Here is a 12,765-nt window from a genome sequence, read left to right as displayed (position 1 = left end):
TGTCCAAAAACATGCTTTAATTTGTCCAAAGCTAGATAACTCATACCTTAAATTGACTATTCCCGCGCTGATTTTTCAATCTTTTCAAGCCTCAGGGCTTCGCTTGTCCTGGGATTGCTTGCCCTCGGTATGACCCACGATTTCTTCCATTTCGGCAAGGAGGTCATCTGCCGGCCGCACCCGTTCGGGATGGTCCCTCATATCCTTCTCAACGAGGTCCAGGTACTTCGCCTCCTCAGAGGTTAATCCGGACCCTTTCGGGCGTTTTGGATTGCTCACAGCGCTCTCCTATACAGGTCGATGCCAGTGGAGAGTAATTGGGATGTGCTTGGTTTAGGGTCAAGCGACTCAAATGAAATGCACGCTGTTTGGGGACAAGGCATTGCTGATAATATTGCCTGCCAGAGGCCATTCATAAGCAGTTGGAAGCCATCGATGAATACCGGTGAAATAGTCTCGATCTCGAATGACGCAGAATTGGAAGCATCCATCGCGCGGATTTCGGATTTGATGAAGGCCAATCCGAAGTTCGGCACGCCGGAAGGGGATGAACTGGCGCGATTGGCTAAGTTGGTCGAGGCCTACGAGGACACCCACTCTCCCATAGATCCACCATCCCCATCCGAGGCGGCCAAGTTCCGCCTGGAGCAGATGAAGGGGCAGGGCTCTTTGCGTTAATCTCGATCGTATGCAGAGGATCTGGAAACCCGGCAGTTTGCACCGTGGGCACGAAGCTCCTGACGAGTATCATGCTCCTGAAGAAACCGTTCTCAGGCCCCAATGTGGCCGGACATGATGGCGTCACGGCTCGTTGAGGAGATGAGAAGAGCCAATTTGTACCGCCCCTACTGCCAGAAACCGATCAGGCGGCATCCCAAGTTGTCGAATGAAATCGTTTCCGAGGAACCCCAACGGACAGGAAGTCAACCCCAACCAGTTGGCGCAAAGACAAAGGGTTGAAGTGATAGCGCCTGCGTCTCGGTAGATTAAGCTCTCAGGGTTTTCGTATGCCACGGAGTATTTCTGAGCGTCTGCCAGCATACGAAGTGTGCAACCTGAATAACTTCCGACCACGGCTCGGACTTCCTTTGCATTGGTTCGAGCCACTTCATCAGAATTGACCTCAAGTTCTAATAGGCGATGTGCAATTGGGTCGTACAGACACTGCATCGGACTGTCTTCTGATACCAGGACGACACTTATTCCAGCCAATCCGCCTGAGCTGGGGGTCGGAGACCATTGAATGGGGACGCTTGCCCTCCCCGTATCGTGAAAACCTCGCGCACCAATGGAAAACCAAAGTAAATCGGCAATTTCCGACAAAGAAACCTGACCGCCCAATTTAGATCTCCGGCTTTCAAGTACCTCAGAGAATGAAACCTCTGAACTTGCTGTCGGCCGATCAAACACGTGGGTTGCTATGGCCTTGGGAAAGAATGGCTCCCATTCCCCCGGAGCTTTTCGCGGGATCGGTTCTTTAATGAGCGGTCCAACCAAGATTTTTCCATGTACTGAAGTGTTTTTTGCACCCTCTGCACTGGCCACAAGCCAGATTTCCGATATGGCAGGAATGCGCCCACCCAAGAGTGCTTTTAGGAATCTCCGACACCTTCACGAGTTCTTCGGCCGAAAGGCCAATTGCCGGCGCAGTTATGCTTATAGATCCTTCCTGCAATGCCATCACCTTTGACATGGCATCCACGAACTCTATTGTGCCGTCCGCATGTTGTGAGTCGGTTTTCAGCGCACCGATTAAAAGCTCTGAGACGCCAAAACGTAGAGCGCAAGCACCAGCAATTGTCAAAAGCAGTTGGTTCCGATAGGGCCACCATTCAGGCACTGGTGCTATATCCAAGCTCGGAGTTCCTGCCATATCTCCCGAGCCTAACGCCGAGCAGTCCACTCTAACAACTTCAAGTTCTATTTCAATTTCCTCGCAGACTGTTTTGGCGGCCAGTTCCTCTGCTTCGGCGGGTTTCTGGCCATAGTCTATAAAGATTGCAAGGTTCGGGCGCTTCCACCAGGCAATACAGGTTGAGTCCATCCCTCCAGAGAGCAAAAGCGCATTCATTTTGCAGGTAACTCTCCGATTGCGCGGTAAATTGTTGTCACAAAGTCATCAACTACGATGCAACCACTTCCCTCGATCATTTTTAGGTCTTCGCTTTTTATGTTCTGAGCTAGGACGACCACCGGCTTTTTCATCTTTACCGCGTATCCAATCTCAAAAAGCGTTCCGGCATCGAGGCCGTTTGCGATCGCTAGCACTGCATCGGCACCTTCAAGTCCCGCAATGTCCTCTGGGGCTACAACGTTCGCTGGTCCTGGTCCAACTTCGTGCACAGGCGAGAATACGCGCGCTCCGAACAACGAAAGTAAACTCCGAGCTTCCTCTACAAGCCACCGCTGACCGATATCAAAAAAGGGGCCTGCCAAATAGATTGTTCCCTGCCCAAGTTGGGCCGGAGCGCATTCCATTTTACGCAACGCGTCCACGGATGGGACAGGAAGTGCTCGGCTTTCGCAATAAGCTGCCGTTGCTCGGGATGACAAATCGGCTGCCTCAAGGGCATCCATTTTTTTACACGCCCACAGGGCTGCAAACGTGGCTGAGAAAACGTCACCCGAACCTAGCTTCCAAACTCGATCAGTGCGGTAAAGTGGAACGCGTTCAGTTTGATCAACTGTCATAACTAGGGCGCCATCCCCGCCCATCTTTACGATCACCACTTCAGCGCCACATTCTTCCAACAGATGCTTCGCTGCGAAAATAGGATCTTCAAACCCGGTCATGGAGCGAGCTTCTTTACGATTCATCACGACTGCCAAGCGGTCAGCACGGGAACCGTTGTCGCCGAATTTTGCCACCTCAAATGCTGATTGGGGGTCGTATACGGCTATTTCAGCGTTAACGACTGCGTCACCCTCCAACATCCCAAACCGCAACGCGACTTCGGCAGACACTGAGATTGATGGATGTTTGGCTATTGCAGCGGGTGATGGCTGAATGACGGGAACCGAGAGCGGATGCAAATAGTCAAAGCTGATCTGAAAATCGGCCGGCGCAGCGTGGAGCTTCGCTTCAGTCTCGCCCGCTAAATGCTTGACCTCTTCTTTGAGCGTATCGGCGACATATGTGTAGAGATGAATTGGCCTCTCGACCAATGAGCTGACGCAATGAGCAGCTCGACCAGCAGAACCATACACAGCATTCCAAAGCGGTTGTGCGCAGCGTTCATGGTAAACGCCCCCAACGATCGCGAAAGGAACGGTCATTTGGGCTCTACGCTTATCTCGTAGACTCCGCCTGAGATGCTAATAATCGTAGCTTCGTAGGACACGCCACGGTTCAGAATGCAATCGATGATCTCAAGATAACCAAGAAAGGTTAAGGACCCTGCGATCGCTCTTTGCTGATCCATAACGACGAGGATGGGAGTGGCCCCTATCGTTTGTACATCGACGTCTAGAACTGATCCCACGGTGAGCTGCGACAATATTGGAGCCTTTGGGCTATTAATTGGCCCTCGCCGCTTTTTTTGACAAGGATCAGATCCGCCTACTGGCGCGCCGCCGTCGCCTTCGTCCCCCCGACGTTCATCGTTTCCCGACATGGTTCGACCCGCGATCTGTGTACAGGCTTTGGTTGAATGGCAACTTTAGCTTGATCAACGAGATGGTGCAGCAGCTTTTTACTCAAGCCCCGCATTGTCGACCACATAACGGCATCCATCGCCGACGCCTTGCTGCGGGTTGCTTGGCAAAATGCTAGGAATTGACCTTCTAATTCACTGTAGTTGCGCGCCAAGTTTTGTGTTTCTTGGAAAATGCCGATGGCTGAGCATGCCCTGACAATGTGGACGTCCAAAATTGCGACGTCATTACTGCTTCGCCAATTGCGGACAATCCAGGACGCGGTCTTCGGGCCGATGCCAGGCAAATCTAGAAGAACGTTTCGCAACTCGCCGTCAGCGAGGCTGACGTAGTCGACATCATCCAACTTCTCAAAAATTCCTTCCAGGTAACGCGCTCGTTGAGCAGCGAAACGATACCTGACTGTCCTGTCGCCGATGGGTAGTGGTTCTCGTAGCCATTTCTCGAATTCAGTCCGAGTTGGATTTTTGGCATCGAGATCCCTTAGTCTATTGCAGACTCTACGGGCCGCGGCTAGGCCGACTTCGGCTGGTGCCCCGTGGCCCCCGAGAAGGCAATACACGATTTCCTCAGAAAATGTTCCGCCCAGCCGATAGCTTTGGGTCGTTCCAGGCTGCCACATCCAAGCCTGACTTGCCCAAAACGCCGGAGTGAGCGGCTCGTCGAATTTTCCCCAGAGCAGGCCTGGCCAGACTGACGAATTGGCGTCCGGCAACTCCAAACGCCGAGCTTGTCCGTCATTCAGGGAAATCACGCATTGCATTCAAAATATCCATTATGTAATAAATATATATTACATAATTTAGGAATCTGCGTCAATGAACTCGAGCGCGATAATTCCAGATGTCGCAGAGAAAATGGCCGAGCAAAAAGTCACGCAATCCGAGCTGGCCGTGGCTTGCGGATTGTCACAAGGGCATATCAGTAATGTATTGAATAATAAGGTAAAATTAGGAAATAAGACGAAAGATCGGTTGATGCTTTGGCTTGAAGAAGGCGCCTCTGGGGAAAGCCGGGAGATTCAATTGGCGATACTCGAACTTGCTGGCAAGTTGGGAAGGCACCGACCATCGAAACGTATGCAAATTATGGAATTGCTTAAAGCAATTGAGCAGGTGGTTGGCCGTTGACCTGCGATAAAGTTCTTTGCTTCTTACAGCTGAGATCCCGCCAGGGCAGCTCTGATCGTCACAGCTTCGATCCGATGAGCGTCGTCCTAGATAAGATTGGAAAAAGCATTCCGACAGCGTACAGCGCTTCAGGCCTGGCGCCTCCGATCCTTCGGCGCTGTCCAATCGATCTCGTCTAGAATTTTTGGCTCCAACGCTGACCGGCCGGTCTCCTCCATCCGTTCGAGGGCGAAGCACACGACTTTCCAGGACTCTCCGGTAAGGCCTTCGCTCATGGTGTGGATGCGGCGAACCAACGCTTTGTCCTTCATGAACGACACGTCCTTCATGCCGGTACGGCGACATATGTGAGCCAGAAACGTGGCGTATCCGGGGCCGAGTTCCCACTTCGGCAGGGTGAAGGGCTCGAAGCGATTGCCAAACTGCTGGTCGGTTTGCACGACACGCAGAATTTCCCTGGTGCCTAAGCCTACGATCGGGATCTGCAGTTCGTTGGTCAGGTGCTTCAAGACGTTCAGGAAGACACCGCGTTGATCTATCTTCCCCTGCAGGATGCTGTGGAGCTCATCGACGATCAGCATCTTGGTTCCCAGATTGGTCAGCGTCTTCAGGACCAGGTCCTGCTTTCGGGAAGCAGACCAGGTCGGCATGAAAGGCGCGCCGACGGCGTTCAATATGTTGCCGTAGAAGCCCGCGACATCTGCCATGGGCGGCGCTTGCACGTAGACGACGGGCATGGATTTCGCTTCGTCGGAGGCGCCGGGGTCTGGTTGGTGCATCCGTTCGAACTTCCGAGCGATCGTCGTCTTTCCGTGATTGGTTTCCCCGACGATGAGACAGCAGGGCGGCCGCGTGACGCGCGGGTGGTTGAGGAGCCACTCAAGCGGTCATTCCCCTGCCCCGTCATTTTTAAGCGGTGTAAAAATAGGATCATCTTCGGGCAAATCGGTCAGGCGGATAGTGTGGCCGCGGTGTGTGTTATCGGGATTGAGTTGGTAATCATGCAGTTCGCGGGCGCTGGCCTCGTTAGCGAGGGATGCCAGAATTTGAAATAGTTGCGCTCGTACATTACCGGGAAGTTGCGCCCATTGTTTGCCTGGAAAAAGGCTGGCCGAATGAATTTCATCCGGTTTACCGTCATGGTTGTTCTGGATGGAAACGTAAAATGTCGCATCAAACCAGATTTGCCACTGCGACAAAAACGAGATAGCGGCGGAGCGCATTCAGCCACGCACCGTTCGTGGGCGACGAAGTGTATTGATGTGTATCAGCAGTCATCGTGTGGTCCGCTTTGGGGATTGGCTTGCCCAATAATGCAGCTCAACGGTCACATGGCGGTCAGGTCACACGGCGCCGGAATAACCAAGTGCCGGTCGACAGGGTAGCTGCTGCGATCAGCGCCATGGGCCAGGTATGACGGACGATGACCTCAACAGGTAGACTTTTCAAAAACACACCTTTGCAGATGACGATGAAATGGGTGATCGGGTTGGTTTCAGTCAGCCATTGCAGCCAGTCAGGCATGTTTTCCACCGGCGTGGCGTAGCCCGACAGCAGCACGGCTGGCATCATGTAGATGAAGAGTCCGATTACCGCCTGTTGCTGTGTCGCAGCGATCGAAGAAATGAACAGGCCGATACCGATGATGGCGGCGAGATAGATGGTCATGCTGAAGTAAAGCAACGGAAGCGAGCCTCTCACGGGTACGTCCAGCACGAGCCATCCAAGCGCCAGCATTGCGGTTGCGCTGGCGAGCGCGATGAGGAGCGCCGGTACTGTCTTGCCAGCCAATATCTCGATGGGCCGAAGAGGCGACACCAGGAGCTGTTCGAAGGTGCCGAGCTCACGCTCGCGTGCGACGGCGAGCGATGAAACCATGAAGCCGACGACGGCCGTTAAAACGGCGAACAGGGCGGGAACCGCGGACCAAAGAGGTTCGAAGTTGGGGTTGAACCAAGCCCTGGCGATGACGATAGCTGGCGGGCCCGTGCCTCCGCGTTCGGCGAACTCACTGTTAAGCCTTTCGATAATACGCGTCGTGTAGCCCAAAAGGATTTGTGCCGCGTTCGATCGCCGGCCGTCCAGCAGCAGTTGAACCGTGGCAGGTTCTCCAGCAGCGATCCGGCGGGAAAAGTCCGATCGGATGTAGATCGCCAAGATCACGTCCTGGGACTCTATGGCCGGCGCAATCTCGGAAACCCCCTTCAGGTAAAGGAGCCGGTCGAAGGTTGTGGACCCTTCAAAGCGGCTGATAAGTTCCCGCGACTCCAGACCGATGTCCTCGTTGAGGATTGCCATCGACACGTTCTTGACTTCCTGGGTAATGGCAAATGCATAGATCAGCAGCAGGAAGGGGGGCGAAAACAAGACGACCCAACGGGTATGCGGATCTCGAGCGCTTGCCAGCAACTCTTTGACGATTAGTGCGAGGGTGCGTCGCCACATGACTTATTCGAGCCTTGTTCGCGTTTTGGCCGCCGTAAGCGCGAAAAATACCGCGGCAATGACGAATAGACCCACTAGATCGGGCAAGATCACGCTCCAGATATCGCCAGCGAGGAATAGTGTCTGCAGGGTTGAGACGAAGTAGCGCGCTGGCACGGCATAGCTGATCAGTTGCAGCGGCCATGGCATGCTGTCGATCTCGAACACGAAGTTCGAGAAGTAGAAGGCCGGTAGAAAGGCGGACAGGATGGAGGCTTGCGCGGCCACAAGCTGATTGCGGGTCACCGTGGAGATCAGCAACCCTTGGCCGAGGGCTGCCCACATGAAAAGAGCCGAAACAAGCCCGAGAAGCAGAAACGAGCCGCGAAACGGCACTCCAAACAAGAGCACGGCCGTGGCGGTCGACAGCGCCATCGAGCCCAAGCCGAGAAGGAAGTAGGGCACGAGCTTGCCAACGAGAAGCTCAACGATGCCGATTGGCGTCGCAAGCAAAGCCTCCATGGTGCCGCGCTCCCACTCGCGGGCGACCACGAGAGCCGTCAACAGCGCGCCGATCAGCGTCAGGATGATGGCGACCGATCCAGGCACCAGATAGTTGCGGCTGGAAATTTCCGGGTTGAACCACACCAGCGGCTCAAGTTCCACCGCCGTCGGCAGAAGGTGCGGTCCCCGGCTGATTGATTCTTGTTCCAGCCAATTTGCCCAGAGCAACTGGATATAGTTGCGTACCAAGTCGGCCGTGTTTGGATCACTGCCGTCGACGATCACCTGGATCGGCGCGGTCTCGCCACGGTAGGCCTGTTCAGCAAAGCTCGCCGGCAGCGTGACGATGCCGTGTAAGTCACCGGCGACCAGATCTTGCTCGAACGACCTGCGGTCCCGGGCTGTTTGGATTCTGAAATAGGGTGAATTGGAGAGCGCTGCCGTGAAGCTGCCAGCTTCGGGCGTGGGTTGCTCAACCACCAAACCTATCGTGAAGAAACGCGGGTCGAAGGTGACGCCATAGCCGAACAGAAAAATCAGGATAAGCGGCAGCACGGCCGCGACGAGGATGCTGCTTGGATCGCGCACCACTTGGCGGGTCTCCTTGCGAATCAGTCCCGCGACACGCAGGCGCTTCGCCTTGTTCCAGATCAGAACCTCTCTCATGCCGCTGCCTTCCGGTCATCATCCTCGACCAGGGCGATGAAAGCGTCTTCGAGGGTCGGCTCAGGATGATCAGCCGAGCGAACGCGGTCTTTAAGGTCATCAGGCGCGCCGGTGGCGATCATGCGACCGCGGTAGATCAGCGCCATGCGATCGCAATACTCCGCCTCGTCGAGAAAGTGAGTCGTCACCATCACTGTGACGCCGTTCGCAACCATCGCATTGATATGCGACCAAAACTCGCGCCGGGTCCGGGGGTCGACTCCCGACGTGGGTTCGTCGAGAAACAGTACGTCGGGGTCGTGCATGACAGCGCAGGCAAGCGCCAGCCGCTGTTTGAAGCCGAGCGGCAGAGTGATGGCGTTGGCGTCGAGATGTGGGTCCAGTGCAAATGTTTCGACCATACGCTCGATTGCATCCTGGCGCCGTTGGCCGCCAAGACCGTAAACCCCGGCAAAGAAATCCAGGTTTTGGCTTACGCTCAAGTCGCCATAGAGCGAGAACTTCTGAGCCATGTAGCCGAGCCGAGCCCGCGCCTTGCTCGGCGCCCTGGCAAGATCGAGCCCCACAACCCTTGCTGTGCCGGAGGACGGGCGCAGTAAGCCGCATAGCATCTTGAAGGTGGTGGATTTGCCGGCACCGTTCGGTCCGATCAAGCCGAAAATCTCGCCCCGGGCCACCTGGAAATTGATCCGGTCGGCGGCCGTAAACGTTCCGAAGCGCCGCGTGAGCTCCTGAGCTTCGACGACCACACCCGCATCATGCCGTTTGGCGCCTCTGCCGCCCCCGAAGGGCGAACGGCCTTTAAGCCCACCACCGAGCAGGGTCATGAAAGCATCTTCGAAGCGGGGCGAGACCGTAGCAACTGTCGCCTCAGGTCCGGCTTCGATGTCGGCAGCCGCTGGCGGATCGGCATCCTGGGCAAGAACGAGCCGCACATTGCGCCCCTGAATGACGCCATCGATCACGGCCGGTTGGTCAAGAGCGCGCGCAAGCATAGCGCGCCGGTCGATGCCTATGTTTTGCACGACGAAAGTGCGTCCTTCGACAGTGCGTGTCAGTTCATGTGGGGGGCCCTGGTAGAGCAGCTTGCCTTCGCTCAGCAGAAGGACCGCCGCGCAGCGTTCCGCCTCGTCAAGATAGGCGGTGCTCCATATGACGCCGATGCCTTGATCGACGAGCTCGTAAACCATGTGCCAGAGCTCGCGTCGCGAAATGGGATCGACGCCGACGCTCGGCTCGTCGAGCAAGAGGAGCCGAGGTCGCTTGATGAGCGCGCAGGCCAGCCCCAGCTTCTGCTTCATACCACCAGAAAGTGCGCCCGCCAGCCGATTGGTGAAAGGCGCAAGTCCGGTAAAGGACAAGAGCCTTTCAAAGTTTTGTTTCCGCTCGGTACCCACGACGGTACGCAAATCGGCGTAAAGCTCCAGATTCTCGATGACCGAAAGGTCTTCATAGAGCCCGAAGCGTTGCGGCATGTAGGCGACCACGCGACGCAGCGCAGTGGGGTCTCTGGTCGGGTTGAGGCCGCAAACCGTGAGTTCGCCGTCATTGGGCAAAAGCAGACCGGCGATTAGACGCAACAGGGTTGTCTTTCCGGCGCCGTCTGGCCCGACCAGACCAGTGACCCGGCCCGCTTCGATCCGCGTCGTGACGGCATCTAGCGCGGCTGTATCAGAGTCGTCGAAGCGCTTTGTGATGCCATCAATTTGGACGAGGTACTCGCTCACCGTCTAACCCCTATTCTCACACCTTGAGGACGACAGTGACCGGCATGCCCTGTTTGAGACCATTGTCCGAGTTTTCGACAATCACACGCAGGCGATAGACAAGACTGGTTCTCAGTTCACGCGTCTCTACCGTCTTCGGCGTGAACTCGGCCACGGGGGAGATGAAGCCGATCCGACCTTCATAGGTACCGCCCGAGTCGGTATGCACCTCGGCCGGCATGCCCGCGTGAATGCGGCCTAGATCGGGTTCGTCGACATAGGTCCGCACCCATACGGGTGATGTCAGGGTCAGCGTGTAAATCGTCTCGCCGGCCGCTACGATTGCGCCGGGCTCTCGCACGCGGGTCAGGATGATCCCATCATTCGGGGCTGTGAGCGTTGCATCGGCAAGGCGCCGCTCCGCAAGACTGAGGGCCGCCCGATCGGCGGAGAGTTGGGCCCGCGCTTGGTCGATGTCTTCCTGACGCGGTCCGGTCACTGCTAATTCGAGGGCTTCCTTGGCCGCACTGAGTTGCGCTCGCGCCTCGTCAAGGCGCGCTTGCGCCTCATCATGAACCTGATGAGATGCGACGTTGCGCGCGGCTAGCTTCTCCTGACGGTCCAGCGTCGCTCTGGCGAGCTGCAGCGCCGCTTCGCGTTGCCGAACGAGTGCGCGCGCCTGCTCGACTTCTTCTGGACGTGTGCCTGTTTCCAGTTCGGCGAGTGCGGCCTCTTGGCCTTGGACGCGAGCGCGCGCAAGACGAAGCTCATCTTCGAAGTCTTCGCTCTCCAGCGATGCGACTGTCTGTCGCGCCTCGACGGCATCACCTTCCTCGGCCGTCATCGTGGCCAGGCGCCCGGGCACTTTGAAGGCGAGGTTGACTTGGCGAACATCAACGTTGCCAAGCAGTACCAAGTGTCCACTGTTTTCGTGCGGGTCGCCGTAGTACTTCCAGCTAACCGCTGCCGCGACCGCCACAACGACGATCGCCGAAACCATTAAGGCCGCGCGCTGCCAACGTTTCATAGGTCCCCTCCGCTTCAATCGAGCACTGCCTGGGTCGCAAGGAGCCCCACGAGCTCCATGCGGACGAGGTCGTCTACAACTGACATTCCCCAAGTGGCGTACCGGTTGACTTGAAGATCGCCTGAACCTGGCCGCTGGACAAGCATTTTCCGTCCTGAGCGGTGCCTGCGGTCGAGCGGGCTGCTGGAAACAGGGCGGATCAGAGCGCGAAGCCGCCGTGATCTGGCTTGACGGTGGTGTTTTTCAGCGCAGCGGGCAGACCTGTCCTGCCGCTTTCGTTCAGTTTGGGCGTGGATCGCTGTCATGCGCATGACGGAGGCGCTCGAAGGCGGCGGATGGCGGCGAGGATGGCGCGCACCATCGGGCCGGTGACGGCCACCTCGGCCAGTTGGAAGGTGATGGCGCGGGCGTGACGGACGACACGCGCCCCGATCTTGATCAGCTTCAGTTGCAGGCTGGTCAGTGACCAGTCCGCCATGGCTTCGGGCAGTTCGATGCAGCGCAGGAAGGTGGCCAGGTTGTAGGCCAGCGCGTGGAGTTGCAGCCGCACCTCGTTGTCGCGGAACTTCCGGCATGACAGCCGCGTCCAGCGGAAGGCGTATTTGCCTTCCTTGATGTGCTGCTCGGCGGTGCCGCGCTGGTTGTAGAACCGCACGATCCAGTCCGGGTCCATGGGCATGTTGGTGACGATGAAGCCGACACGCGGGAACAACTCGCCCGGGTGCCATTCGATCTTGGCGACCACTCGGCGCGGCTTGTCCCAGGACGCCGCCTGATACTCGAAGTCCTCGAAGAACCGTTTGACCTTGGTCAGGGAAGGCCGCCCCACGGGCCGTTTCAGCCGATGCGCGATCTTCTCGCGCAGGACGTTGTTCGCAGGCAGCCGGATGGTGTAGAAGAACCGGGCTTCTTCCAGCCGCTCATAGATCGCCGGGATCGCGTAGGCGGCATCGGCCCGGAAGAACCGCAGGATGTCCCGCGTGGCATACCGGGCGATCACCGGATCGAGGACGTCCCGCCAGCCGTCTGCGCTGTGGACGTTGCCATTGCGAAGGGCGCAGCGTTCCAGCATGCCGAACTGGTTGAACAGAAAGTTCGGGTGATAGCAGGTGCAATCGAAATGCCCGTTCCAGGCGGCACCTTCCTGGTCGCCATGGGTCGGGCTGACCGAGCTATCCATGTCCAGCACGATGTACTTCAGCCCATTGCGGTCATGAAACCGGTCGATCCATTGCCCGTTCAGGTCGGCCAGCGCGGCACGGTTCTCGGCCAGAGCGAGTGTCTCGGTCTCGAACCGCCCCATCTGTGAGGCCGAGGCCGCCTGCGCATCGACAGCCCTTCCACCCACGACCTGGCGCATGACCGGATCGAGGGCCAGGCGGTCGGCGTCGTTTACATCCTCGTACCCAGCCAGTCGCCCGAACACCGACTGCCGGAAAAGCCCGTCAAGCCGATGGATCGTGTTCTTGCCGCGTCGGGTGTCGCGCAATGCTGTTGCCGCCAGATCGGACAGCCCAAGCGCGTCATCCAGCTCGCGCATCACCAGAAGGCCACCGTCGGAACTTAGCTGCGTGCCGCGAAATTCAAGCCGTACACGGCGGTCGAAATCCACCCGATCTGCCCGCTGCGAGCTCGCACCCTTTGGGTGATCCAT

The 12,765-nt window shown here is 57.2% G+C and carries 12 protein-coding genes; 2 read left to right on the top strand and 10 right to left on the bottom strand.

All coding sequences use genetic code 11. From position 1 onward, the window contains the following. Positions 1–435 precede the first annotated feature (435 nt). Positions 436–678: a hypothetical protein gene (locus RJ527_04705; GenBank protein WND77049.1), complete on the top strand. Its 243-nt coding sequence runs from the start codon at positions 436–438 to the stop codon at positions 676–678. Positions 679–1,477: 799 nt separating this feature from the next. Here RJ527_04705 and RJ527_04700 read toward each other — a convergent pair. The 3 genes from RJ527_04700 to RJ527_04690 all read right to left on the bottom strand — a co-directional run bounded on the left by RJ527_04700 (position 1,478) and on the right by RJ527_04690 (position 4,417). Continuing rightward, positions 1,478–2,071, bottom strand: coding sequence for a 7-cyano-7-deazaguanine synthase (locus tag RJ527_04700; GenBank protein WND77048.1), 594 nt, complete (start codon positions 2,069–2,071; stop codon positions 1,478–1,480). Beyond that, positions 2,068–3,276 carry a PfkB family carbohydrate kinase gene (locus RJ527_04695; protein WND77047.1) on the bottom strand — a complete coding sequence of 403 codons (1,209 nt, stop codon included), beginning with the start codon at positions 3,274–3,276 and terminating at the stop codon, positions 2,068–2,070. Before RJ527_04695 ends, RJ527_04700 begins: the two co-directional genes overlap by 4 nt. A gap of 283 nt (positions 3,277–3,559) precedes the next feature. After that, a complete protein-coding gene (locus RJ527_04690; GenBank protein WND77046.1) occupies positions 3,560–4,417 on the bottom strand; it encodes a hypothetical protein in 858 nt (285 codons plus the stop codon). A 55-nt stretch (positions 4,418–4,472) separates the two neighbouring features. Between RJ527_04690 and RJ527_04685 the strand changes: the two genes are divergently transcribed. After that, positions 4,473–4,784, top strand: a complete 312-nt coding sequence (locus RJ527_04685) for a helix-turn-helix transcriptional regulator (protein ID WND77045.1) — start codon at positions 4,473–4,475, stop codon at positions 4,782–4,784. Positions 4,785–4,912: 128 nt separating this feature from the next. Here RJ527_04685 and RJ527_04680 read toward each other — a convergent pair whose 3' ends face one another. From RJ527_04680 to RJ527_04650, 7 genes are all read right to left on the bottom strand, one after another. Then, a complete protein-coding gene (locus RJ527_04680) occupies positions 4,913–5,617 on the bottom strand; it encodes a TniB family NTP-binding protein (GenBank protein WND78014.1) in 705 nt (234 codons plus the stop codon). Positions 5,618–5,671: 54 nt separating this feature from the next. After that, entirely contained in the window at positions 5,672–6,007 is a 336-nt protein-coding gene (locus RJ527_04675; protein ID WND77044.1) for a hypothetical protein, read from the bottom strand. Positions 6,008–6,122: 115 nt separating this feature from the next. Beyond that, positions 6,123–7,229, bottom strand: coding sequence for an ABC transporter permease (locus tag RJ527_04670; GenBank protein ID WND77043.1), 1,107 nt, complete (start codon positions 7,227–7,229; stop codon positions 6,123–6,125). Between the two features lie 3 nt (positions 7,230–7,232). Further along, a complete protein-coding gene (locus tag RJ527_04665; protein WND77042.1) occupies positions 7,233–8,378 on the bottom strand; it encodes an ABC transporter permease in 1,146 nt (381 codons plus the stop codon). Beyond that, positions 8,375–10,105, bottom strand: a complete 1,731-nt coding sequence (locus RJ527_04660; GenBank protein WND77041.1) for an ATP-binding cassette domain-containing protein — start codon at positions 10,103–10,105, stop codon at positions 8,375–8,377. The genes RJ527_04665 and RJ527_04660 overlap by 4 nt, the downstream gene beginning before the upstream one ends. Positions 10,106–10,121: 16 nt before the next feature. Next, positions 10,122–11,111: an efflux RND transporter periplasmic adaptor subunit gene (locus RJ527_04655; GenBank protein WND77040.1), complete on the bottom strand. Its 990-nt coding sequence runs from the start codon at positions 11,109–11,111 to the stop codon at positions 10,122–10,124. Between the two features lie 301 nt (positions 11,112–11,412). After that, the gene (locus RJ527_04650) at positions 11,413–12,765 is read right to left on the bottom strand and encodes an IS1380 family transposase (protein WND77039.1); all 1,353 of its coding nucleotides are present in this window, start codon (positions 12,763–12,765) and stop codon (positions 11,413–11,415) included.

The organism is Thalassospiraceae bacterium LMO-SO8, assembly GCA_031655335.1.
In the GTDB taxonomy this organism is placed as follows: Bacteria; Pseudomonadota; Alphaproteobacteria; order Rhodospirillales; family Casp-alpha2; genus UBA1479.
The sequence above is the reverse complement of the archived record's forward strand: the minus strand, read 5'-3'. Positions and strand labels throughout refer to the sequence as shown.